The following is a 23282-nucleotide window of genomic DNA, read 5'->3' on the forward strand; positions in this document are numbered from 1 at the left end:
CTTAACCGTTCAGCGCGGCGCGCAGCTGGCTTTCCAGCAGCGCGGCGTCCAGTTCCTGGCCGATCAGCACCAGGCGCGTGGTACGCGCTTCTTCGGCGCCCCAGGCGCGGTCAAAGTGCTTGTCGAACCGGGTGCCCACGCCCTGGATCAGCAGGCGCATCGGCTTGCCGGGAATCGCCGCGAAGCCCTTGACGCGCAGGATGCCGTGCTTGACCACCAGGGTGGTCAGGGCGTCGAGCAGGCGCGCTTCTTCAGCCTGCGGCAGCTCGATGGAGATCGAGTCGAAGGCATCGTGATCGTGGTCGTCGTGGTCTTCGTCGTCGTGATGGTGGTCGTGGTGGGTCAAACGGCCGTCGATGTGCTCTTCCGACTCGGCGCCCAGGCCCAGCAGCACGTCCAGCGGCAAACGGCCGCTGCTCGCCTCGATGACCTTGACCGCTGGTGGCAGCTCTTCGGCAACTTCACGGCGCACGGCGGCCAGGGCCTCGGGTTCGATCAGGTCGGCCTTGTTGAGGATGACCAGGTCGGCGCTGGCCAGTTGGTCGGCGAACAGCTCGTGCAGGGGCGACTCGTGGTCCAGGTTGGGGTCCAGTTTGCGCTGGGCGTCGACCTGGTCCGGGAAGGCGGCGAAGGTGCCGGCGGCCACGGCTGGACTGTCGACCACGGTGATCACTGCGTCGACGGTGCAGGCACTGCGGATTTCCGGCCACTGGAACGCTTGCACCAGGGGCTTGGGCAGGGCCAGGCCACTGGTTTCGATGAGAATGTGGTCAAGGTCGCCGCGGCGCGCCACCAGTTCACGCATCACCGGGAAGAATTCTTCCTGCACGGTGCAGCACAGGCAGCCGTTGGCCAACTCGTAAACGCGGCCCGTGGCCTCTTCCTCGGTGCAGCCGATGGTGCACTGCTTGAGGATTTCGCCGTCGATGCCCAGCTCACCGAATTCGTTGACGATGACCGCGATGCGACGGCCCTGGGCGTTGTCCAGCATGTGGCGCAGCAAGGTGGTCTTGCCCGAGCCGAGGAAGCCGGTAACGATAGTGACGGGAAGCTTGGCCAGTGTTTTCATCGGATGCCCTTGGCAGGATGGCGGGCATATGGGACGAGAACCGCGGGTGCCAGGCACGCGGGTGCATTCGCCACCGGATCACCCCGCCCGGTTGAAGTGGAAGTCTGTGTCGAGGCAGGTCTCCTGGCTTGCGGCGTCGGCCCTCAGGCTCGGCCCTGGCACCTTCCCGCGCGTGCAGCGCAGTGGTATCGCCAGGGCGCACACCGCTTACAGTTGCGGGGGCAGCTGCGGCTTCAACCGCATTCCCATCTTGGCTCCGCTGGGCGGAGAACCTCGAAGGTGCAAGGCTACGCAGTGTGGGGGGGAAGGTCAATCGGTTGGGGGTGAGTGGGCGGTGGGGTGGGCAGGTGCCTGCCTTGGTTTTTCTGGCGCCCTTCAGACCGAGCGCCGCCCGCGCGGCGCTTCCCGGGCAAGCCCGGTCCCACAGGTATTTAGGGCCAATCTTGTCTGTGAGGCCACCTTGGCCGCCCTTGTTGGCATCAACACAGATCTGCAGTGAACCAACAAAGCCGACCAGGTGATGCCACAGGCATAACTGGCCCGAAACAGATGTGGGACCGGGCTTGCCCGGGAAGCGCCGCGCGGGCGGCGCTCGGTCTTGAGAACGCAATAAACCCAAGACATGCACCTCAAAACACCCCACAATCATCAAGCAACCTGAGCCAAACTCCAGGACCCAGCATGCCCTCCCTTTTCGCCGGCCTCGGCTGCCAACGCCATTGCCCCGCCAGCGCCCTGGCTGCCCTGCTTGACACCACCCTCGCCCGCCACGGCCTGACCCGCGCCGACCTGGCCGGCATCGGCAGCATCGACCTCAAGGCCGACGAACCCGGCCTGCTGCAACTGGCCAGCGAATTGGGGCTGACGCTGGTGGTATTCAGCGCAGAGCAACTGGCGGCCTTCGAAGGCCAACTGACCCATCGCTCCGCGCTGGCGTTCGCCCACACGGGCTGCCACGGCGTGGCCGAAAGCACCGCGCTGGCCATGGCGGGCAAAGGCGCCACGCTGCGGGTCACGCGACAAAAAAACGCCCAGGCGACCCTGGCATTGGCGCAGCCGGGCAAAAATCCCGGATAATCGGGCTTTATATAGCGTGCGCCACCTGAATGTCATTCACGCCGTGGCCGTTTCACTCAGGATTTCCCCATGACCGTCTACTTCATCGGCGCCGGCCCCGGCGACCCGGAACTGATCACCGTCAAGGGCCAGCGGCTGATTCGCCAATGCCCGGTGATCCTCTACGCCGGCTCCCTGGTGCCCACCGCCGTCCTGGAAGGCCACCGCGCCGAGCAGGTGGTGAACAGCGCCGAGCTGCACCTGGAACAGATCATCGAACTCCTCGCCGCCGCCGACGCGCGAGGCCAGGACGTAGCACGCGTTCACTCCGGCGACCCCAGCCTGTATGGCGCCATCGGCGAACAGATCCGCTGCCTGCGCGAGCGCGGCATTGCCTTCGAGATCATCCCCGGGGTGACCGCCACGGCCGCCTGCGCGGCGCTGCTGGGCGCGGAGCTGACGTTGCCTGGGGTATCGCAAACGGTGATCCTCACCCGTTACGCCGACAAATCACCGATGCCTGAGGGCGAAGCCCTGCACGACCTGGCGCGGCATGGGGCGACCATGGCCATTCACCTGGGTGTGCAGCACCTGGCGAGGATTGTCGGCGAGCTGTTGCCGCATTATGGTGAGGATTGCCCGATCGCCGTGATTCACAAGGCCAGTTGGCCGGATCAGGATTGGGTGGTAGGCACCTTGGCGGACATCGAAGCCAGGGTGGCAGCCAAGGGGTTCCGGCGCACGGCGTTGATCCTGGTCGGGCGGGTGCTGGACACCGACGCCTTTGGCGAGTCGGCGCTGTACCGCGCCGGGCATGCACACCTGTACCGACAGTGATACGAACCATGCGCCACATCGCCTGCCTGATCTACCCCGGGGTCATGAGCCTGGACGTCACCGGCCCCCTGCAGGTGTTCGCCTCGGCGAACGAAGAGCGGGCGCGCCTGGGCCTGCCATCCGCCTACACCTTGCACCTGCTGGCCGAAAGCACCGGCCCGGTGGTGACCTCGGCCGGTTTTGCCTTGCACGCCGAACACGCCTTTCACGCCACCGACCCGGGTATCTTTGACACCTTGCTGGTGCCCGGGGGCCAAGGTGAGCAAGCCCAGTTCGGCAATCAACCGCTGCTGCAGTGGCTGCGCGACGCGGAACCGCGGGTGCGACGCCTGGGTTCGGTCTGTTCCGGTGCGCTGATCCTGGCCCATGCCGGCCTGCTCGACGGCCACGCGGCCACCACTCATTGGGCCGATGTCGAAGCGCTGCGGGCCTTTCCCCGCATTCAGGTCCAGGGCGAACGGCTGCATACCTACCAACCGGGTGCCCCGCACCTGTTCACCTCCGCCGGCGTCACCGCCGGTATCGACCTGGCACTGGCGCTGCTGGAGGACGACCTGGGCCGCACCCTGGCCCTGGCGGTGGCGCGGCGATTGGTGATGTTCCTCAAGCGCCCGGGCGACCAGGCGCAGTTCAGCCCGCACCTGTCGCCCGAAGCCAGCCGCGCACCGCGGCTGGCGGCGCTGCTGGAATGGATACCCGCGCACCTGGGCGACGACTTGTCCCTGCAGGCGCTGGCCGAACGGGCGTGCATGGCGCCGCGCACCTTGTACCGGGTGTTTACCGCGGAACTGGGCACCACCCCCGCGCGCTACGTCGAACAGGTGCGCCTGGCGTCGGCCCGGGCCCTGCTGCAGGGGGGGCAAGCGTCGGTACAGAGCGTGGCGCGGTTGTGCGGGTATGGGCACCCGGAGAGTTTGCGGCGCAGTTTTCAAAAGACGCTGGGCGTCAGCCCGCAGCATTATGCGGAGCGGTTTGGTTGAGGTCCAGTGGCTCGGAAATCTCGATCAGGTTCAGGTCCGGGTCACGCACGTACACCGAACGAATCGGGCCCGTGGCACCGGTGCGCTGCACCGGTCCTTCGACGATGGGCCAGCGCTGCGCTTCCAGATGGGCAATCACCTGCGCAAGGCTGTGCGTGGCGATGAAGCACAGGTCCAGAGCCCCTGGCACAGGCAAGTGAGCCTTGGGCTCGAACTCATGACCGCGTACGTGCACATTGATTTTCTGATTGCCGAACCGGAAGGCGAACCGGCCGTTGCCGAAGGTCTCGTCGCGCATGCCCAGCACGCGCACGTAGAAGTCCTTGCAGGCCTCCAGGTCGATGGTGGTCAGCACAAGGTGGTCGAGGTGGTCGATCATCGGGTACGCTCCAGTTCGGGGTTGGCCACCTGCTTGCTCAAGGTGTGCACATGTTCAGGAATCGGGTGCAGGTCCAGCCGTCGCCCGGCCTTGAGGATCGCGCTGGGGGTGTCATGGCCGATCAGGCCAGGCAGTGTGGCCGAGGCGGCCAGCACGCGCGCCAGGTCCATGCCGGTGTCGTAGCCCATCAGGTCGAGCATGTGCACCAGGTCTTCCATGCACACGTTGCCGCTGGCACCCGGCGCGTAAGGGCAACCGCCCAGGCCGCCCAGCGAAGCGTCGAAACGGTCAACGCCGGCCTGCAGGGCCGCCAGGGTGTTGGCCAAGGCCATGCCACGGGTGTTGTGGAAATGCAGCGTGGTCTGCAGGTGCGGGAAGCGTTCGCGCACCTGCCGCGACAGTGCTTCGACCTGCGAGGGGAAGGCCATGCCGGTGGTGTCGCACAGGGTGATGCCGCGCACGCCCAGGTCGGCGAAACGCTCGACCCAGTTGAGCACTTCACCCGCGGGCACGTCGCCCTGCATGGGGCAGCCGAACACGGTAGACAGCGACACATTGATCGCCACAGGCCCCTGGCCGATGACGCCGACCACTTCCTTGAGCTGGGCGAAGGACTGTTCGCGGGTCATGCGCAGGTTGGAGCGGTTGTGCGGCTCACTGACCGACATCACCAGGTTGGCTTCGTCGATGCCACAGCCCAATGCCCGCTCGGCCCCGCGCACGTTCGGCACCAGCACGGTGTACTCGACACCCGGCTGACGGTGGATGCCGGCCATCACGGCTTCGGCATCGCGCAGCGCAGGAATGGCTTTGGGCGAGGTAAAGGACGTGACTTCGATCTTGGCGTAGCCGCACAGGCTCAGCGCGTTGATGAGGGCAATCTTGTCCCCGGTGTCGATGAAGGTCTTTTCGTTCTGGAAGCCGTCACGGGTGGCGACTTCCTGCATGAACAGGCGTTTCATTGAGGCTACTCCTGTATCAGATGAGGCCGCGGCGGCGCCAGGTTTCCCGGGTGCTCGCGTCGATGCCGATGCCGTCGAGCACTGCATCGGTGTGCTCGCCCAAGGCAGGGGCGCGGGATTTGATACGCCCCGGCGTGCCTAGCAGCTTGGGCACGATCCCCGGCAGGGTGACAGCGGTCCCGTCGTCCAGGGTGCTGGGGATCAACATGTCCCGGGCCTGGTAGTGCGGGTCACCGGCGATGTCCGCCGCGTCATAGATCCTGCCCGAGGGGATGTTGGCGTCCTTGAGGGCCGCCAGCACCTCGTCCAGCGAGCGCTCGGCAGTCCAGGTGGAAATAGCGGCGTCGATCCGTGCCACATGGCGAACACGACCATCGTTCTGGGCAAGCTCCGGATCATCGGCCAAATCCAGGCGGTCGATTTTCTCCATCAGGCGGCGGTAGATGCTGTCGCCGTTGCCGGCGATCAACGCGTACTTGCCGTCCTGGCAGCGGTAAGCGTTGGTCGGGGCGATACCGGGCAAGCTGCTGCCTGCCGGTTCGCGCACCGCACCGAACACCGAGTACTCGGGGATCAGGCTTTCCATCATGTTGAACACCGACTCGTACAGGGCCACGTCGATTTGCTGCCCTGCCCCGTCGTTCTGCTCGCGGTGACGCAGCGCCAGCAGCACACCAATGACGCCATGCAGGGCCGACAGCGAGTCGCCGATCGACACGCCCACGCGAACAGGGGTACGCCCCGGCTCGCCGGACAAGTGTCGCAGCCCGCCCATGGCCTCGCCGATCACGCCGAAGCCCGGCAGGTCCTTGTACGGCCCAGACTGGCCGTAACCCGATACTCGCAACATCACCAGACCGGGGTTGAGGGCAGACAGCTCGTCCCACCCCAGGCCCCACTTTTCCAGGGTACCGGGGCGAAAGTTCTCGATGAGGATGTCGGCCTCCTGCACCAGGCGCTTGACCACCTCGCGGGCTTCGGCCTGGTGCAGGTCAAGGGTAACCGACTGCTTATTGCGCGACTGGGCGGCCCACCACACGGAAGTGCCCTCATGCAGCATGCGCCATTTGCGCAGCGGGTCACCGGTGACCGGCGGTTCGATCTTGATGACCTCGGCGCCGAATTCGGCCAGGATTTTCGCGGCGAACGGGCCTGCGATCAGCTGGCCCATCTCAACCACCTTGATACCGTCCAAAGGTAAGCTCATGACGTTTTCCGTTCTTGTTGGAGGCGACGGTTGAATCATCCCCCCAAACCAGGCCAGTGAGAATTCACAAAATTTCCACTACCCTTGAGCAAACGGAAACGCTAGGCCACTCCTTGATGAACCTGTACCCACTCGACCTGCAATCGCTGCGCCTCCTGGTGCTGGCGGCCGACCACCAGAACCTGACCCGCGCCGCCGACAGCGCGCACATGACCGTTTCCGCCGCCAGCAAGCGTTTGTCGGAACTGGAACGAGTGACCGGGTGCACGCTGTTCGTGCGTCTGGCTCGCGGCCTGCAGCTGACCGCTGCCGGGCGTGGGCTGGCAGAGCATGCCCGTCATATCCTGGAAAGCGCGCAGCGCATGGCGTATGACGCCAGCGACTATGCCAACGGCGTGCGGGGCCACGTCAGGCTGTTCGCCAATACCTCGGCGGTCATCCAATTCCTGCCTGAGGACCTCACGACTTTCCTGGGGGCGAACCCGCACGTGCGCATCGGCATGGAGGAAGCGCTCAGCGAGATGACCGTCCAGGCCGTGGAAGACGGCCAGGCCGACATCGGCATCTTCGCCGACAATGTCCCCGCCCCTCACCTGGAGATCAAGCCCTACCGACGTGACCGGCTGGTAGTGCTGGTACCTCAAGTCCATCCATTGGCGCAGCAGCCCAGCGTGACCCTGGCCGACACCCTGGACTACGACTATGTGGCGCTGAATCAGGGCAGCTCGCTGCTTCGCCGCATCACCGATGCAGCAGCACGCACCGGCAAACTGCTCAAGGTGCGCATCCAGGTCAGCAGCTTCGACGGCATCTGCCGCATGATCAATGCCGGCCTGGGCATCGGCATCCTGCCGCTAGGCTCGGTGCACCCGGAACTGCTGGTGTCCAAGTTGCGCGCCATCCCCCTGGAAGGCAGCTGGGCCTCCCGAACCCTGTATGTGGGCGTGGCCGATGCCGCCAGGCTCTCCCCCGAGGCCGCCAACCTGTACAGGTTCCTGAGCAACCTGGAGTCTTGAGTGACCCAGTGGCAGGTCTTCAGTTCGGCAATAAAAAACGGCGCTCACGGGGCGCCGTTTTTCAGTGTCGCAGCGCACGCCTTAGTAGTAGGCGTTTTCTTTCTGCGAGTGGTCGGTCACATCGCGCACGCCCTTGAGTTCGGGGATACGCTCGAGCAAGGTGCGCTCGATGCCTTCCTTCAGGGTCACGTCAGCCTGGCCGCAGCCCTGGCAACCGCCACCGAACTGCAGCACGGCCACGCCGTCCTCGACCACTTCGATCAGGGTTACCTGACCGCCGTGGCTGGCCAGCCCCGGGTTGATCTCGGTTTGCAGGTAGTAGTTGATGCGCTCGTTGATCGGGCTGTCTTCGTTGACCATCGGCACCTTGGCGTTCGGGGCCTTGATGGTCAGCTGGCCACCCATGCGGTCGGTGGCGTAGTCGACCACCGCGTCTTCCAGGAACGGCACGCTGACCGCGTCCAGGTAGGCAGTGAAACTCTTCAGGCCGATGGCGCTGTCTTCCGGTTTTTCCTCGCCTGGCTTGCAGTAGGCAATGCAGGTTTCAGCGTAGGTAGTGCCCGGCTGGGTGATGAAAATTCGAATGCCGATACCCGGGGTGTTCTGCTTTTCCAGCAGATCGGCCAGGTAATCGTGTGCCGCGTCGGTAATCGTTATGGCGCTCATGTAAGTTCCTCACAGACTTGCCCGCAGTTTACGCCAAACCGGGCGCGGCACAAAGTCCCAGTATTTTTGTCAGGTTATGGAGCGGCTCGGTACCGGCGCCAGGCGGGCCTCGGCCCAGGCCTTCATGCGGCGGTACAGGCGGGTCTCGATCCAGATGTAGCTGGCCCAGGACATCAGGGCGATCACCGGCACGCAGATGGCGAAGACCAGGTAAGGGTTGATGTTCAGGCGCTCGCTGGCGAACCAGCCGGTGTACAGCACTAGCACATGGATCAGGTACACCGAGTAGGAACAGTCGCCCAGGGTCTTGAGCAGGCGATTGCCCTTGAACCACGGCTCCATGGCCACGCAGGACACCACGATGATGGCGCTGGGCACGCCCCAGTTGAGCAAGCGGTCACTGGCCGGCAGATTGTAGATGGCCACCAGCGAGACGGCGATCAGCATCAGTGGCATCCACAACCCCTGGGCGACCCAGCCGCGGCGGTAGGCCCAGCCGATGGCGATGCCCAGCAGGAACTCGTAAATGATGTTGTTGGCGTAGAAGCGGCTGAGTACCCCGTACGTGCTGACCATCTCGCACACGGCGAACAAGGCCGCGGCCACCACCAGCGGGCGCAGACGCTGCGGCACCACGAACACCAGCGAGAACATCAGGTAGAAGAACATTTCGTAGTTCAGGGTCCAACCTACGTTCAACGTGGGGTACAGGCCATAGCCACCGGGGTTCTCGGAGGGAATGAACAGCAACGACAGGATGAAATGCGGCAGGTCCACCACCTGGTGAGGCATTTGCTGGCCCAGGGCGACGATCATCAAACCCATGAGCACGGTGTAGAACCAGTAGGCCGGGATGATACGGATGGCCCGGTTGAGCAGGAATCGCCCGGCGGGCATGTCCTTGTCCTGGGTGGACAGGTAAATCACCAGGCCGCTGATGACGAAGAAAATGTCGACGCCGACGGCACCGCGATCAACGAAGAATTGACCGATCGGCCCGCTGGCATGGAAGTCGAAGAAGATTTGCATGAAGTGATGGCAGACAACCGTCCAGGCTGCCAGGGCCCGGAGGGCTTGAAGCGAAATCAGCATGTTTACCGCCTTTTTTGTCACCGGACTGTGCGCCCTTTCGGTGCACGCTCACTAGGTCCGACTACAAAAAAGGGGCAAAGGTCAGCCTGATTGACCAGCGGTGCCCTCCGAGCGCTTGGTCCCAGCCCCACGTTGAACCCTGTGGGACCGGGCAAAGCTCGTGAAACGGGCAACACCGTTCTACAGATTCTCGTACCGATTCATGTCCAGCACCCCTGCCTCCTGGGGCTCGGTCTCCTGAATGTAGGTGCTCAGGTCATGGAAGAAATCCCAGAATTGCGGGTTGGTGCGGCGCACGCCCCAGCGCTCGACGATCTTGTCGAAGCTGGCCTGGTCCCGGGACTGTTCCAGGGCGTCGACAAAGGCCGGCACCTGGTCGGCCGGTACGTTGAACATGAAGTTGGGGTAGCTGCTGAGCACACCGGGCCACAGGGTCAGGCTGTCCAGCCCCGGTACGTAGCGGTAGGCCTCGCCCAGCAGGAACGCCACGTTGGTGTGCGCGCGGTTGCGCAGCAGGCTGTAGACCATGCGCCCGCTCTTGCCGGGTATGCGCAGCATGGTGGCCTCTGGCAAGCGGTCGATGACCTTCAGCCCTGCGGCCGGGCGCGATACCAGGCGGCTCAGGGACTGCTCGACGTTCTTGAACTCCTCGCTGATGCCGGTGCGCGAGCAATAGGCACCCGTGCAGCGGTTGATCGGGTCGGGGCTGGCGTTAAGCGTGCCGGCGCGCTGAATCAGCTTGAGGCCGAAATCCCGCTTGGGGTCATGCTCGTTGAGCTGCATGCCGCTGGGCGTGCTGGTGTCGATTTTCTGGTAGTCCAGCCACATCTTCACTTTGCCGCTGTTCTGGTACCAGCTGTCGAGCAGCTTGCCGCGCTTGTCCGCCGGCATCAGGCGCAGGAAATTGATTTCGGCGCCGTTGCGAATCAGGTCGAAGTACAGGCGCGTCTGCGCCTGGTGCGCCACGTTGCCATAAACGTCGAAGTTCACCGCCAGCTGGTAATAGGTGCGCTCCAGCAGCGGGTAGTCGAACAGCCACATCGTGGTCGGTACGTCGCCGATCAGGCCTTTGTTCACCGAGGCGCTGTCGAAATGACGGAAGATGGTCAGCAGCGCATTATCGTTGCCGGCCCACAGGGTGGCCCAGCTGGGCGGCGGCATGTCGGCGTAGGCGTCACGCCGCAGGTCTTCGTAGGCATTGCGCTTGTCACGGTAGGCCAGCCACAGCGACAGGATGCTGCCGACGTTGTCGTCCTGGCCAGGCATCTCCAGCAGCGGCGTGGCCTTGGCCCGGTACGCGGCGTCGGTGACGTAGCGATCACGGGCCGGTTCCTGGAACAGCGCCCAGAAGTGGTCGCGGATCACGTCGGTGGCGATCTGCCCGCGGCACACCGGCCCGCGGATAAAGGTACGCACGAAATACTCGGCGTTATCCAGCATGAACTGGTAACGGGCTACCGCGGGGATTGCCTGGAAGGTCTCGAACGGGTTGGCACGGTGGCGCGGCCCGTAGCCGGGCAACGCCGTGGCATGCCAGTCACCGCTGTAGAACAGTTGCTTGACCCGCGCCAGCTTGGCCGGCCCCATGGGGTAGGTGATGTGGGTCTTGTGCACGATCACGCCCTGCACCGCCATCAGGCGGTAATAGAACACCGAGCCTGGGTCATCGTCGGGGCGCCGGGTGGCGATCAGGTCGATGGGCTGGCCACTGGGTGTGCGCGAACGCACCCACTGGAAGAAGTGGCCCGGCTCACCGCCGGTGAAATAGATGTGCGCCAGGAACAGATGCTCGTACAGCCAGCGGGCCACCAGCGCCTCCGTGGAGCCCGGGCGGTTGAGCAGCGCTTCCCACTCGGCGATCTGCGCCGCTTCCTTGGGGCTGGCCTGGATCGCTTGCTGGTCCACCGGGGCGCCGGCGGCGATCCAGCGCTTGACGGTGGCGTACTGGGCATCGGTCAGGCCGGTCACGGCCAGCGGCATGCCTTCATGCTTGTGGGCGGCGGCGTAGGCGTCGAATTCCCCGGGCATTGGGCACATGTTGGTGCGGTTCAGCCCCAGCACGATGTTGTCGGGCAGTTTGCTGTTGGGCGGCAATGGGTTGTCGTGGCCCAGCTCCAGCATGCGCGCCATCAGCGCCGCCTGGCTGCCCTGGGCGTCGAGCACCGAGTAGAAACCCTTGCGGCGCCAGGCCTCGGGGCCGCTGGCGTCGTAGAAGATGCGCGTGGGGGTGACGGCGGTGCTGCGGTCGCCCTGGTACACCGGCACCTTGCTGGCGCCGCGGGTCGCCCCCTCGGCGCTGCCCAGGTTGAGCTGGCAGGCGGCATCGTTGCAGGCATGGCAGGCCACGCATTTTTCGGTGAGGATCGGCTGTATGTCACGGGTATAGGAAATCGCCGGGCTGGCGGCGGGGTCCTGCGCGTGAGCAGTCAGGCTAGCAAGCAGAATGACTGCGGCGGCAAGGAAGCGGTGCACCATGTGGCGGGGTCCTGATTGTGAAGTTGGATCGGGCGACTCGGTCACCGTGGTACCGATTCTACCTGTGGTGGGGCGCCTCAAACATGAACGAAATTCATGTAAAAGACAGAAGCGTTTAAAAGCGCGCAGGTTTGGTATTATTTCGCCTCTTCATTTTTGTCTTTGTCCTGACAGGTAGCCCAATGTCTGACCGCAGCGCTCGTCTCCAAGCACTTCAGCAAGCCCTCAAAGAGCGCATCCTGATTCTCGATGGCGGCATGGGCACTATGATCCAGAGCTACCGTCTGGAGGAATCCGACTATCGTGGCACGCGCTTCGCCGACTGGCCAAGCGACGTCAAGGGCAACAACGACCTGCTGCTGCTCAGCCGACCGGACATCATCGCCGCCATCGAGAAGGCGTACCTGGACGCCGGCGCCGACATTCTGGAAACCAACACCTTCAACGCCACCCAGGTGTCCCAGGCCGACTACGGCATGGAGTCGCTGGTGTACGAACTGAACGTGGAAGGTGCCCGGGTGGCGCGCCAGGTGGCCGACGCCAAGACCCTGGAAACGCCGGACAAGCCGCGCTTCGTCGCCGGCGTGCTGGGCCCTACCAGCCGTACCTGCTCCATTTCCCCGGACGTCAATGACCCGGGCTACCGCAACGTCACCTTCGACGAACTGGTGGAAAACTATACCGAGGCCACTGAAGGCCTGATCGAGGGCGGCGCCGACCTGATCCTGATCGAGACCATCTTCGACACCCTCAACGCCAAGGCGGCGATCTTCGCCGTGCAGGGCGTGTTCGAGAAAATCGGCTTCGAACTGCCGATCATGATCTCCGGCACCATCACCGACGCCTCCGGTCGCACCCTGTCGGGCCAGACCACCGAGGCCTTCTGGAACTCGGTGGCCCACGCCAAGCCCATTTCCGTAGGTTTGAACTGCGCCCTGGGCGCCAAGGACCTGCGCCCCTACCTGGAAGAGCTCGCGACCAAGGCCGGCACCCACGTGTCCGCCCACCCCAACGCCGGCCTGCCCAACGCCTTCGGTGAATACGACGAAACCCCGGCCGAAATGGCCGTGGTGGTCGAGGAGTTCGCCGCCAGCGGTTTCCTGAACATCATCGGCGGTTGCTGCGGCACCACCCCTGGCCACATCCAGGCCATCGCCGAGGCTGTGGCCAAGTACCCGCCGCGGGCCATTCCAGACATTCCCAAGGCCTGCCGCCTGTCGGGCCTGGAGCCGTTCACCATTGACCGCAGCTCACTGTTCGTCAACGTCGGCGAACGCACCAACATCACCGGCTCCGCCAAGTTCGCCCGCCTGATCCGCGAAGAGAACTACACCGAAGCGCTGGAAGTGGCCTTGCAACAGGTCGAAGCCGGCGCCCAGGTGATCGACATCAACATGGACGAGGGCATGCTGGACTCGAAGAAGGCCATGGTCACCTTCCTCAACCTGATCGCCGGCGAGCCGGATATTTCCCGCGTGCCGATCATGATCGACTCCTCCAAGTGGGAAGTGATCGAAGCCGGCCTCAAGTGCATCCAGGGCAAGGGCATCGTCAACTCCATCAGCATGAAAGAAGGCGAAGAGGCCTTCATTCACCATGCCAAACTGTGCAAGCGCTACGGCGCCGCCGTGGTGGTGATGGCCTTCGACGAAGCCGGCCAGGCCGACACCGAGGCGCGCAAGAAGGAAATCTGCAAGCGCAGCTACGACATTCTGGTGGACGTGGTGGGCTTCCCGCCGGAAGACATCATCTTCGACCCGAACATCTTCGCCGTGGCCACCGGTATCGAGGAACACAACAACTACGCGGTCGATTTCATCAATGCCTGCGCCTTCATTCGTGACGAACTGCCCTACGCCCTGAGCAGCGGCGGCGTGTCCAACGTGTCGTTCTCGTTCCGCGGCAACAACCCGGTGCGCGAGGCCATTCACTCGGTGTTCCTCCTGTATGCGATCCGCAATGGCCTGACCATGGGTATCGTCAACGCCGGCCAGCTGGAGATCTACGACCAGATCCCGCAAGAGCTGCGCGACGCCGTGGAAGACGTGGTGCTCAACCGCACTCCCGAAGGCACCGATGCGTTGCTGGCCATCGCCGACAAGTACAAGGGCGACGGCAGCGTCAAGGAAGCCGAGACCGAGGAGTGGCGTAGCTGGGAAGTGAACAAGCGCCTGGAGCACGCCCTGGTCAAGGGCATCACCACCCACATCGTCGAAGACACCGAAGAATCGCGCCAGTCGTTCAAGCGCCCTATCGAGGTGATCGAAGGCCCACTGATGTCGGGCATGAACATCGTCGGCGACCTGTTCGGCTCGGGCAAGATGTTCCTGCCGCAGGTGGTGAAGTCCGCGCGGGTGATGAAGCAGGCCGTGGCGCACCTGATCCCCTTCATCGAAGCCGAAAAGGGTGACAAGCCGGAAGCCAAGGGCAAGATCCTGATGGCCACGGTGAAGGGCGACGTGCACGACATTGGCAAGAACATCGTCGGCGTAGTGCTGGGGTGCAACGGCTATGACATCGTCGACCTGGGCGTGATGGTGCCGGCGGAAAAAATCCTGCAGGTGGCCAAGGAAGAACGCTGCGACATCATCGGCCTGTCCGGGCTGATCACGCCGTCGCTGGACGAAATGGTCCATGTGGCCCGCGAGATGCAGCGCCAGGGCTTCCACCTGCCGCTGATGATCGGCGGCGCCACCACCTCCAAGGCCCACACGGCCGTGAAGATCGAGCCCAAGTACAGCAACGATGCCGTGGTGTACGTCACCGATGCCTCGCGCGCCGTGGGCGTGGCCACCCAGTTGCTGTCCAAGGAACTGAAACCGGGCTTCGTCGAGCGCACTCGCCAGGACTACGTGGAAGTGCGCGAGCGCACCGCCAACCGCAGCGCCCGTACCGAACGCCTGACCTATGAGCAGTCGATCGCGGCGAAGGCGACATTCGACTGGGCGAGTTACCAGCCCGTGAAGCCGACCTTTACCGGTGCCAAGGTACTGGACGACATCGATCTGAACGTGCTGGCCGAGTACATCGACTGGACACCGTTCTTCATTTCCTGGGACCTGGCCGGCAAATTCCCGCGCATCCTCACCGACGAAGTGGTGGGTGAAGCCGCCACGGCGCTGTACGAGGACGCCAAGGAAATGCTGCGCAAGCTGATTGATGAAAAGCTGATCAGCGCCCGCGCGGTGTTCGGTTTCTGGCCTGCCAACCAGGTCGACCACGACGATATCGAAGTGTATGCCGACGACGGTCGCCCGCTGGCGCGCTTGCACCACCTGCGCCAGCAGACCATCAAGCCCGACGGCAAGCCGAACTTCAGCCTGGCCGACTTCGTCGCACCCAAGGACAGCGGCGTGACCGACTACGTGGGCGGTTTCATCACCACGGCCGGCATCGGCGCCGAGGAAGTGGCCAAGGCCTATCAGGACAAGGGCGACGACTACAACTCGATCATGGTCAAGGCCCTGGCCGACCGCCTGGCCGAGGCCTGCGCCGAATGGCTGCACCAGCAGGTGCGCAAAGAGCATTGGGGCTACGACCCCGAAGAGGTGCTGGACAACGAAGCGCTGATCAAGGAGCAGTACAAGGGCATCCGCCCTGCCCCGGGTTACCCGGCCTGCCCTGACCACACCGAGAAAGGCACCCTGTTCGAACTGCTGGACCACAACGGCCAGAGCGGCGTGACCCTGACCGAGCACTTCGCCATGTTCCCGGCCGCGGCCGTGAGCGGCTGGTACTTCGCCCACCCACAGGCGCAGTACTTCGCCGTGGGCAAGGTGGACAAGGACCAAGTGCAGTCCTACAGCCAGCGCAAGCGGCAGGACCTGACCGTGAGCGAGCGCTGGCTGGCGCCGAACCTGGGCTACGACGCGTAACCCCTGTGGAAGGGGGCTACACTGTCGGGCAAGGAGTCGCCACCATGCCCACGACCAAGCCCCCTACCCTCTGGCAAATGCTGCACAGCATCATTGCTGCCGCTTTCGGCGTGCAGAGCCAGAAGAACCGCGAACGCGACTTTACCCACGGCAAACCAGCGCATTTCATTTCGCTGGGCATCGTGTGCACGGTGGTGTTTGCACTAGGGCTGTTTGCACTGGTGAAACTGGTGGTACACCTGGCCGGGGTGTAAGCCCCTACTGGTGGCTGACCCAGAACACCGCGGCTGACACTACCAGGATAATGAGGAACAGGATCGCCCAGGCATCGACGCTGCTGTCGGGTTTGCGGCTTTTCACGGGGTTGCTCATGGTGCGGTCGCCTCTTTATGATTTTTATCAGGACGCCTTCGCAGTTAAGTTCAGCCTTGCCCCCACGGCAAGTAAGGACTTGAGACTAAAGTACTAAGGTTAGTACTTTTTGATCTTTCCTTATATTCAAACATCACTTTTGCGCATAACCCGAAACTGGTATCTTTCGTCGGCTCCGCTGGGAGTGCGCGGCCGTGCGCGCGAAATGCTGTAAGCAGCCTGAGAACAGGACACCTATGTACGTTTACGACGAGTACGATCAACGGATCATCGAGGACCGCGTCAAGCAGTTCCGTGACCAGACCCGACGCTACCTGGCCGGGGAGCTCAGCGAAGAAGAGTTCCGCCCGCTGCGCCTGCAGAATGGCCTCTACATCCAACGCTTCGCGCCCATGCTGCGGGTGGCCGTGCCATACGGCCAGTTGACCTCGCGCCAGACGCGCATGATGGCCAAGATCGCCCGCGACTACGACAAGGGCTATGCCCACATCAGTACTCGCCAGAACGTGCAGTTCAACTGGCCGGCGGTCGAAGATATTCCTGACATCCTGGCCGAACTGGCCACGGTGCAGATGCACGCCATCCAGACCAGCGGCAACTGCCTGCGCAACGTGACCACCGACCAGTTCGCCGGTGTTGCTGCCGATGAAGTGATCGACCCGCGCCCCTGGTGCGAAATCGTGCGTCAGTGGACCACCTTCCACCCCGAGTTCGCCTACCTGCCGCGCAAGTTCAAGATCGCCGTGAACGGTGCCAGCACCGACCGCGCCGCCATCGAAGTGCATGACATCGGCCTGGAGCCGGTGCACAACGCTGCTGGTGAGCTGGGCTTCCGCGTGCTGGTGGGTGGCGGCCTGGGCCGTACCCCGGTGGTGGGCTCGTTCATCAACGAATTTCTGCCGTGGCAAGACCTGCTCAGCTACCTGGACGCCATCCTGCGGGTGTACAACCGCTATGGCCGTCGGGACAACAAGTACAAGGCGCGCATCAAGATCCTGGTCAAGGCCCTCACCCCTGAGGTGTTCGCCCAGAAGGTCGATGCCGAGATGGAACACCTGCGCGGCGGCAGCACCACGCTGACCGAAGCCGAGCTGCACCGCGTGGCCAAGCACTTCGTCGACCCGGACTACAAGGCCCTGCCGGACTTCAGCGCCGAGCTGAGCGCCCTGGACGCCGAGCACCCGGGCTTCGCCCGCTGGCGCACGCGCAACACCCTGGCCCACAAGAAGCCGGGCTACGTGGCAGTGACCCTGTCGCTCAAGCCCACGGGCGTTGCCCCGGGCGACCTGACCGACAAGCAACTGGACGCCGTCGCCGACCTGGCCGACCGCTACAGCTTTGGCCAGCTGCGCACGTCCCACGAGCAGAACATCATCCTGGCCGACGTCGAGCAGAGCCGCCTGCATGCCTTGTGGCTGGAACTGCGCGAAGGTGGTTTCGCCACGCCGAACATCGGCCTGCTCACCGACATCATCTGCTGCCCGGGCGGTGATTTCTGCTCCCTGGCCAACGCCAAGTCGATCCCGATCGCCGAATCCATCCAGCGCCGCTTCGACGACCTGGACTATCTGTTCGACATCGGCGAGCTGGACCTGAACATTTCCGGCTGCATGAACGCCTGTGGCCACCACCACGTGGGCCACATCGGCATCCTGGGCGTGGACAAGAAAGGCGAAGAGTTCTACCAGGTGTCCCTGGGTGGCAGCGCCAGCCGCGACGCCAGCCTGGGCAAGATCCTGGGCCCCTCCTTCGCCCAGGAAGCCATGCCTGACGTGATCAGCAAGCTGATCGACGTGTACGTGGAACAACGCACCGAAGATGAACGTTTCATCGACACCTACCAGCGTATCGGTATCGAGCCCTTCAAGGAGCGCGTCTATGCAGCGAATCATTAAGAACAACGCAGTGGTCGACGAAACCTGGCACCTGCTGCCCAAGGACGCGACCCTGGACGGCATCAGCAACTGCGACGACCTGATCGTGCCGCTGGCCCTGTGGCGCGAGCACGGCCATGCCCTGCAAGCCCGCGACGGCGGCCTGGGCGTGTGGCTGGACAGCGACGAGGAAGCCGAGGAAATCGGCGCCGACGTCGACAAGTTCCAGGTCATCGCCCTGAACTTCCCGGCGTTCACCGATGGGCGCAATTACTCCAATGCGCGCCTGCTGCGTGACCGCTACCAGTTCAAAGGCGAACTTCGGGCCATTGGTGATGTGCTGCGCGACCAGTTGTTCTACCTGCACCGTTGCGGTTTCGATGCCTTCGCCCTGCGCGCTGACAAAGACCCGTACGAAGCGCTGGAAAGCCTCAAGGACTTCTCGGTGACCTACCAGGCCGCCACTGACGAACCGCTGCCGCTGTTCCGTCGTCGCTGAATACTGCACCGCCCTCGCTCATGGGTGAGGGCGGTTTGCAACAGGGCCACGCGGTCTATCGGTAGACCGCGTGGCCTTTTCTGCTGGCCAGCTACGCGCGCCCAAACACGGCTTGCCCCTGCCAGCCAAACGACACGATCCCTTACAGGAACTCGCGCGTCATGGTCCGTACCAGGGCATCGAACGCTGCTCGCTCGGCCGCGCCCAGGCGTTGGCGGGCTGCTTCCTGATCCGCTTCGCTCAACTGCAGGTCCGGCGTCACCGGCTCATGACCCGCCACTGGCTCGCCGCGGATCGCCGCGAGCACATCCGCAGCCAAGGGTTGGATATCCGGTTGCGGGCGGCTTAATTCGAACAGGTATTCCTGGCCGCTGTACCAATGGGCCTGCAACCGCTCGAAGGGCGCCGGTGAGCGCCTGCGCAGCAGGTCGCGCCAGGCTGGCTCGTTCACCAGCCAGTCCTCCAGACGCTGGGGCGTGGCCTGTTGTTCCACCCACGCCGCCATGCGCAGCATCATCTGCTCGGAGGCCAACTCACCGTACAGCATGGGCGCCGGCAGCAAGGGCAGCCCCAGGCGCATGGCCAGCGTGTGCCGCAGTAGCAAACGCAATTCCGCTTCGTCGGGCGAGGCCATTAGCTCGCGGTCGGCAAGGTCATCCAACGGGTCCAGCGCGGGTGCTGCCGCAGCCTGGTCGGGGGTCAACGCCTCGACTTCCCACTCGAACACCAGGCGCCCGCCCGCCTGGGGGAACAGCACTGCCCGCCGCGCCTGCCGCCGGCGCACCACTGCCATGGTGCGCTCATCGAGCAATTCGCCCTGCATGATCCCGCGCGCCATGGCCACTACCGGCGCCATGGCCTGCGGCCCCTCCTGCACCGCGGTGCTGGCCTGGTAGAACAGCACATGGGTTTCCCAGCGGTTGAACACCAGCGTAATACCATCGCCGCAGGTATTGAGGGCATCGTCGGCCACGGCGAACAGCATCTCGCGCAGGTGGGTAAGCCCCGCGTCGGCGACCGCATCGGCGGGCACGCTGATTGCGCGCAACAGGCTGTGGATGCGCAGGCGCGCGGCCAACCGCCCGGGTAACGTGGTGGGCGAACTGGCGAGACGGTCGAGCGCCAGGAGAAAATCCCCGGCTGCGGGTAACGCCTGCAACTCACGCAACGTATTGGCCAACTCCGCATCCAGGCCTTGGCGCCAGTGAACCGGCGGCACGCCTGCGGCTACGACTGGCTCTTCGAGGTGCGGCTCGATGCCGGCATCCAGCAGGCGCTGCAGGGCGCCGTTGCTCAGTTCGCCCTGGTCGATGTCCAGCGGTTGCATGCCCAGGGCCCGGGGCGCACGAAAGAACATCAGGTGCGCCAAGGGCGGCAGTTCCACCAAGGGGTTATCCAGCAACGACACCCATTCCAGGCGCAAGGGTGCGCGGTTCATGAGTGCCGACAATCCCTCGGGCCACTGCTCCAGTTCACAGCCCTCCAGGTCCAGTTCGCGCAGGGCCGCGAAACCGTCGAACGTGACGCCTGGCGCCACGCTGTTGGCCGCCAGGCGCAGGGTTTCCAGGTGGGGTAACTGTCCCAGCGCCAACACGCCCTGGCGGTCGATCAGCGCGCCGTTGTCGCGCAGGCTGAGCAGACGCAATTGCGTCAGCCGCGCCAACTGACCGACGTCGGCCGCGCTAAGCCCCTGGGCAACATTATCCAGATAGAGCTGACGCAGGCTCCCCAACCCACCCAGGTCCTGCATGGCCGCGGGGGACAGGGTCATGGGGTTGTCGCTGAGCGCCAGATACCGCAGGTGCTGCAAGCCTGTCAGGGGTGCGAACAGGGTGTCGCTCGCCTGCAACAGGTTGTGGTCCAGGTGCAGCCTGCCCAGCCACGGCAGTTGAGCGACCGCCGCGGGCACGGCGGTCAGTTGATTGGCCCTGAGCTCCAGCGCACGCAGATGCGTGAAGGCTTGCAGAAACGGCGATGGGTCTGCCTGCAGCCCCACGTTATCGAGCAGCAGCAAGTCGATATGGCTGAAGTCGGCGTCCAGCGCGGGCAGGTCGCCCAGCTCCAGGTCACTGAGGTCCAGCACATAGCCCATGCCTTCCCATTCCGGCCCCTCTGCCCGGTGCGTGTCGCGCTGCCAGGCGCAGCGAATCATGTCGACGGCGCTGACGCGGTCCTGCAGGCGGGCACCGTCGACGTCATCGGCAACGTCCACCAACGCCCGGCGCCACTGCTCAAGGGTCGCGGTCAGCCGGCCGAATTCGGCCTCCAGGCGCAGCATGTTGCGATGAGGGTGGTCCCCCAGGCCTGCTTCCAGCTCCTCAAGGTGCAGCTCATCGAGCGTTGGGTACAGCAGCCGCAGGCGGCCGCGGATGCCCTGGCCCCCACGCCCGCTCAAGGGGTAGCCGAGCAGGCCGTTGGCTTGGCGCACAGGTGGCCGCAGCCAGGGCAGCACGCGCGCCTGGCCAATGGCCTGGGCGGCCAGGCCACGGTCTGCGGCCAGGCGCTCGAACACCTGGCGACGCAGGTCGGCGTGGTCGCTGCAACCTGTCGCATCCTGCTGCGCCGGTGACAGTCGTTGCCACAGCTGCTCGGCGATGTCCGTGTCAGCCGGGACCTCATCGGGCGTTAGCTTCAGGTCGGCAGGCCAGCCTGGCATACGCCGGGCACCGGCCTCCAGCAAGCGGTTAGCGACGCGGCTGCCGGGGGTGGCGCGCCATAGATCCAGCAACGCTTCGTTCAGCCGCGCTTCACGCTGCGCCAAGTGAGCCTGTTCGGCCAGGCGCAAGGGCACACGGCCTGCGCCCAGAACACGGCGCTCACCGCGCCGGGCCCCAGCAGCGATGGCCTCGGCGCTGGCGGCAGGTAACCCGCTGAACTGCTGCCCCAGGCTGCGGCCGCCCATGCTGCCCGGCTGGCGGGCTGGGGCCAGTCCCAGGTATTCCAGCCCTGCCTGAGCTTCACAGGGCAGCGGCCGGTTGTCCAAGTGTAGGCGCACCAGCTGTTCACGGCTCAGGCCGATGGCCTGGCGCAGGCCCTCCAGCACCGGGGTATCGATAGGTTCCAACGCAGGGCCGAAACGCCGCATCAATTGTTCGTTGCTCCAGTGGCCGGGGTCTTCGTGCGCGCCACGCCAGCCACCCTGGCCGTTGTGGCGTACGGCGACTTTCCAGTCCACACCCGCTTGCGACGGGCGTATCCAGTCCGCCCCTTGTTCGCTGGCGTGCAGGTACCAGCGCCCGTCCAGGCGCAGGTATGCCTGGCCCGCGTGAACATAATGCCCCTTGGCATTGATGGGCGTGCCTGGAGGGGGACCCTCGGCAACCGCCAGGGCCTGCAGGTCAAGGGCGATCAACCGCTGCTCACCTGCCGGCGTCACCACCGGCAGCATGCCTTCGACGAACGCCGAGGGTTGCCCCAGCCGCTCGGCGCCCGCCGTCACGGCCATGAAACCCAGGTTGCAGGCCACACTGGCGAAGTGCCCCAGGGCTTCGTCGCGCTGCCCGTGGCGCCAGTCGTCCACCCCCAGGTAGGTCTCGCGCAGCAGTTGCACCGCGCCCACGGCAGCCATCGCCAGGCCCAGGCCTGGCACGAACAGGGCAGCCAGCGTGGCCAGGTCCATGCCGGTGGCCTCCAACCGTGCCATCAGCGCGGCATGGGCCTGGCGGTCTTGTTCGGCCGTTGGCACCACCCAGGTCGCACCATCGCCCAGGCTTTTTTCCAGCCATTGCCGGCGCAGCTGCTGCGCCACCGGCCCACTGCTGGCGGTCCAGCGCAGGCCCAGGTCGGCCGCCGGGTCGACGGCACGGTCGCCGCCAAACCAGCCACTGGGGCGCAGGGTGTCCAACAGGCGACGGGCGAATTCAGCCTGCTGGCCGTGGCCGACGTAGCGCTCCAGCCGCGCGCACGCCTGGGCGTCGAGCAAGCCCTGACGCCAGTCCTCGCACAGGGCTGGCCAATCCGTATATTCGCGCAGTGCCATTGGCCCCTCCCCGGCGCAGTAGACCAGGCAGCGGGCGGGTGCTGCGCCTGCCTGGCGCAACACCAGCATCGGTTGCAAGGCAAAGCCGTCATGGTGCCGGGTGACCAGGATTCGCAGGCGCCCCCACTCCACCGGCCGCCCCGCCCAGGTGGCCTGCGCCGTGCCGATCAGGCACTGCAAGGCGTCGTCGCTCAATTGCCCGCGCAGGTGAGCGGCGCGGGCGTTCACCTGCAATTCGGCATGCAAGTGCTGTTCAAGGGTACGGACCCGCCAGGTTTGCTCCTCGTTGGTGGCATCCGGGACCGCGGGCCCCAGGGTATCGAGCAAATGCTGCTGGTAGGCCGCGCCCAGGTCCAGCTCGCGACATGCACGGGCGAACGCCACCGGTTCGATCCCCAGGCGGTCCGCCTCATCGTAGGCATGGGGTGGCCACAAGGGCCCACGCTCGTTGAAGCGGCCCTTGGGGAGGATCACCGAGCCAACGCCAAAACCGGTGGCCTGCAGGTGTTGCGGAGCAAAGTTGGCCATGGCCGCCTGCAACAGATTGTGCCGTGTGACTTGAGTGCGCTGGCGATCCGTCAGGTTGGGCAGACCGGGCGTGTGGTGCAACCAGACCAATTCGCTTTCACGCACCGCCACGGTGCGGTTGAAGCGCTGCGCCAGCGCCTTGACCAAGTGGTCTTCGGCGAAAGCATGGGGCGCCTGGACCCGGCCCAGCAACGCCTGCACCGCAGCGCTGCTGCGCAAGCTGGCCGCTGCCCAGTGCCAATAGGCCTGGCTGAGCGCGGGTGAAGCCTGGCGTAGCCAGCCCGGCAAGTTATCGGCCAACAAGCCGGTGTGCTGCGCCTCGGGGTAGGCGGCAACAGAGTATGAAGTAGTGAGCATGGTGTGCTCCTGCACGCAAGGCGCGCGCCCATTGGCACGCGCCTCGTAGAAAGTGAAGG

Annotated in this window: 16 protein-coding genes and 1 riboswitch; of the genes, 8 read left to right on the top strand and 8 right to left on the bottom strand. The window is 64.9% G+C overall.

The window, feature by feature from the left end; all coding sequences use genetic code 11:
• Position 1: 1 nt before the first annotated feature.
• Positions 2 to 1069, bottom strand: a complete 1068-nt coding sequence (gene cobW, locus HWQ56_RS17875; RefSeq protein WP_176571340.1) for a cobalamin biosynthesis protein CobW — start codon at positions 1067 to 1069, stop codon at positions 2 to 4.
• A 96-nt stretch (positions 1070 to 1165) separates the two neighbouring features.
• A riboswitch (cobalamin riboswitch) is annotated at positions 1166 to 1360 on the bottom strand.
• Positions 1361 to 1750: 390 nt separating this feature from the next.
• Here cobW and HWQ56_RS17880 point away from each other — a divergent pair.
• The 3 genes from HWQ56_RS17880 to HWQ56_RS17890 all read left to right on the top strand — a co-directional run bounded on the left by HWQ56_RS17880 (position 1751) and on the right by HWQ56_RS17890 (position 3942).
• On the top strand, positions 1751 to 2146 hold the full coding sequence (locus HWQ56_RS17880; RefSeq protein ID WP_176571341.1) for a cobalamin biosynthesis protein: 396 nt from the start codon (positions 1751 to 1753) through the stop codon (positions 2144 to 2146).
• 69 nt (positions 2147 to 2215) lie between these two features.
• Positions 2216 to 2962 carry a precorrin-4 C(11)-methyltransferase gene (cobM, locus tag HWQ56_RS17885; protein WP_176571342.1) on the top strand — a complete coding sequence of 249 codons (747 nt, stop codon included), beginning with the start codon at positions 2216 to 2218 and terminating at the stop codon, positions 2960 to 2962.
• Between the two features lie 8 nt (positions 2963 to 2970).
• Positions 2971 to 3942 (top strand): GlxA family transcriptional regulator, encoded by a 972-nt coding sequence (locus tag HWQ56_RS17890; RefSeq protein ID WP_425331909.1) that lies wholly within the window; start codon positions 2971 to 2973, stop codon positions 3940 to 3942.
• Here the strand turns inward: HWQ56_RS17890 and HWQ56_RS17895 are convergent.
• Genes HWQ56_RS17895 through HWQ56_RS17905 form a run of 3 tightly spaced genes read right to left on the bottom strand, consistent with a single transcriptional unit; the run spans position 3908 to position 6490 of the window.
• The gene (locus HWQ56_RS17895; protein WP_176571343.1) at positions 3908 to 4321 is read right to left on the bottom strand and encodes a VOC family protein; all 414 of its coding nucleotides are present in this window, start codon (positions 4319 to 4321) and stop codon (positions 3908 to 3910) included. The two genes, HWQ56_RS17890 and HWQ56_RS17895, sit on opposite strands and share 35 nt — an antisense overlap.
• Positions 4318 to 5283: a hydroxymethylglutaryl-CoA lyase gene (locus HWQ56_RS17900; RefSeq protein WP_176571344.1), complete on the bottom strand. Its 966-nt coding sequence runs from the start codon at positions 5281 to 5283 to the stop codon at positions 4318 to 4320. Before HWQ56_RS17900 ends, HWQ56_RS17895 begins: the two co-directional genes overlap by 4 nt.
• A 16-nt stretch (positions 5284 to 5299) precedes the next feature.
• On the bottom strand, positions 5300 to 6490 hold the full coding sequence (locus HWQ56_RS17905; protein WP_176571345.1) for a CaiB/BaiF CoA transferase family protein: 1191 nt from the start codon (positions 6488 to 6490) through the stop codon (positions 5300 to 5302).
• Positions 6491 to 6603: 113 nt separating this feature from the next.
• Between HWQ56_RS17905 and HWQ56_RS17910 the strand changes: the two genes are divergently transcribed.
• A complete protein-coding gene (locus HWQ56_RS17910) occupies positions 6604 to 7506 on the top strand; it encodes a LysR family transcriptional regulator (protein ID WP_425331910.1) in 903 nt (300 codons plus the stop codon).
• Positions 7507 to 7587: 81 nt separating this feature from the next.
• On the opposite strand, the gene nfuA is transcribed toward HWQ56_RS17910, so the two are convergent.
• The 3 genes from nfuA to HWQ56_RS17925 form a co-directional block, all read right to left on the bottom strand.
• Positions 7588 to 8172, bottom strand: a complete 585-nt coding sequence (gene nfuA / locus HWQ56_RS17915) for a Fe-S biogenesis protein NfuA (RefSeq protein WP_158155652.1) — start codon at positions 8170 to 8172, stop codon at positions 7588 to 7590.
• 69 nt (positions 8173 to 8241) lie between these two features.
• Positions 8242 to 9264, bottom strand: a complete 1023-nt coding sequence (locus HWQ56_RS17920; protein WP_176571347.1) for an acyltransferase family protein — start codon at positions 9262 to 9264, stop codon at positions 8242 to 8244.
• Positions 9265 to 9444: 180 nt separating this feature from the next.
• Complete coding sequence (locus HWQ56_RS17925; protein WP_176571348.1) at positions 9445 to 11739, bottom strand: fatty acid cis/trans isomerase; 2295 nt, start codon at positions 11737 to 11739, stop codon at positions 9445 to 9447.
• Between the two features lie 182 nt (positions 11740 to 11921).
• On the opposite strand from HWQ56_RS17925, the gene metH reads away from it, so the two are divergent.
• The 4 genes from metH to HWQ56_RS17945 all read left to right on the top strand — a co-directional run bounded on the left by metH (position 11922) and on the right by HWQ56_RS17945 (position 18359).
• The gene (metH, locus tag HWQ56_RS17930) at positions 11922 to 15614 is read left to right on the top strand and encodes a methionine synthase (protein WP_176571349.1); all 3693 of its coding nucleotides are present in this window, start codon (positions 11922 to 11924) and stop codon (positions 15612 to 15614) included.
• Positions 15615 to 15658: 44 nt separating this feature from the next.
• On the top strand, positions 15659 to 15868 hold the full coding sequence (locus HWQ56_RS17935; RefSeq protein ID WP_176571350.1) for a DUF2970 domain-containing protein: 210 nt from the start codon (positions 15659 to 15661) through the stop codon (positions 15866 to 15868).
• A 354-nt stretch (positions 15869 to 16222) separates the two neighbouring features.
• Positions 16223 to 17881, top strand: coding sequence for a nitrite/sulfite reductase (locus HWQ56_RS17940; RefSeq protein WP_158155662.1), 1659 nt, complete (start codon positions 16223 to 16225; stop codon positions 17879 to 17881).
• Positions 17865 to 18359, top strand: a complete 495-nt coding sequence (locus tag HWQ56_RS17945; RefSeq protein ID WP_158155664.1) for a DUF934 domain-containing protein — start codon at positions 17865 to 17867, stop codon at positions 18357 to 18359. Before HWQ56_RS17940 ends, HWQ56_RS17945 begins: the two co-directional genes overlap by 17 nt.
• Positions 18360 to 18501: 142 nt before the next feature.
• Here the strand turns inward: HWQ56_RS17945 and HWQ56_RS17950 are convergent, their stop codons facing one another.
• Positions 18502 to 23223, bottom strand: coding sequence for a dermonecrotic toxin domain-containing protein (locus tag HWQ56_RS17950; RefSeq protein WP_176571351.1), 4722 nt, complete (start codon positions 23221 to 23223; stop codon positions 18502 to 18504).
• Between the last annotated feature and the right edge of the window lie 59 nt (positions 23224 to 23282).

This window comes from Pseudomonas eucalypticola (assembly GCF_013374995.1).
Classification (GTDB): Bacteria; Pseudomonadota; Gammaproteobacteria; order Pseudomonadales; family Pseudomonadaceae; genus Aquipseudomonas; species Aquipseudomonas eucalypticola.

Coding starts and splice junctions, on each gene's coding strand:
- cobW (WP_176571340.1), bottom strand. CDS start 1,069: ATGAAAACACTGGCCAAGCTTCCCGTCACTATCGTTACCGGCTTCCTC.
- HWQ56_RS17880 (WP_176571341.1), top strand. CDS start 1,751: ATGCCCTCCCTTTTCGCCGGCCTCGGCTGCCAACGCCATTGCCCCGCC.
- cobM (WP_176571342.1), top strand. CDS start 2,216: ATGACCGTCTACTTCATCGGCGCCGGCCCCGGCGACCCGGAACTGATC.
- HWQ56_RS17890 (WP_425331909.1), top strand. CDS start 2,971: ATGCGCCACATCGCCTGCCTGATCTACCCCGGGGTCATGAGCCTGGAC.
- HWQ56_RS17895 (WP_176571343.1), bottom strand. CDS start 4,321: ATGATCGACCACCTCGACCACCTTGTGCTGACCACCATCGACCTGGAG.
- HWQ56_RS17900 (WP_176571344.1), bottom strand. CDS start 5,283: ATGAAACGCCTGTTCATGCAGGAAGTCGCCACCCGTGACGGCTTCCAG.
- HWQ56_RS17905 (WP_176571345.1), bottom strand. CDS start 6,490: ATGAGCTTACCTTTGGACGGTATCAAGGTGGTTGAGATGGGCCAGCTG.
- nfuA (WP_158155652.1), bottom strand. CDS start 8,172: ATGAGCGCCATAACGATTACCGACGCGGCACACGATTACCTGGCCGAT.
- HWQ56_RS17920 (WP_176571347.1), bottom strand. CDS start 9,264: ATGCTGATTTCGCTTCAAGCCCTCCGGGCCCTGGCAGCCTGGACGGTT.
- HWQ56_RS17925 (WP_176571348.1), bottom strand. CDS start 11,739: ATGGTGCACCGCTTCCTTGCCGCCGCAGTCATTCTGCTTGCTAGCCTG.
- metH (WP_176571349.1), top strand. CDS start 11,922: ATGTCTGACCGCAGCGCTCGTCTCCAAGCACTTCAGCAAGCCCTCAAA.
- HWQ56_RS17935 (WP_176571350.1), top strand. CDS start 15,659: ATGCCCACGACCAAGCCCCCTACCCTCTGGCAAATGCTGCACAGCATC.
- HWQ56_RS17940 (WP_158155662.1), top strand. CDS start 16,223: ATGTACGTTTACGACGAGTACGATCAACGGATCATCGAGGACCGCGTC.
- HWQ56_RS17945 (WP_158155664.1), top strand. CDS start 17,865: ATGCAGCGAATCATTAAGAACAACGCAGTGGTCGACGAAACCTGGCAC.
- HWQ56_RS17950 (WP_176571351.1), bottom strand. CDS start 23,223: ATGCTCACTACTTCATACTCTGTTGCCGCCTACCCCGAGGCGCAGCAC.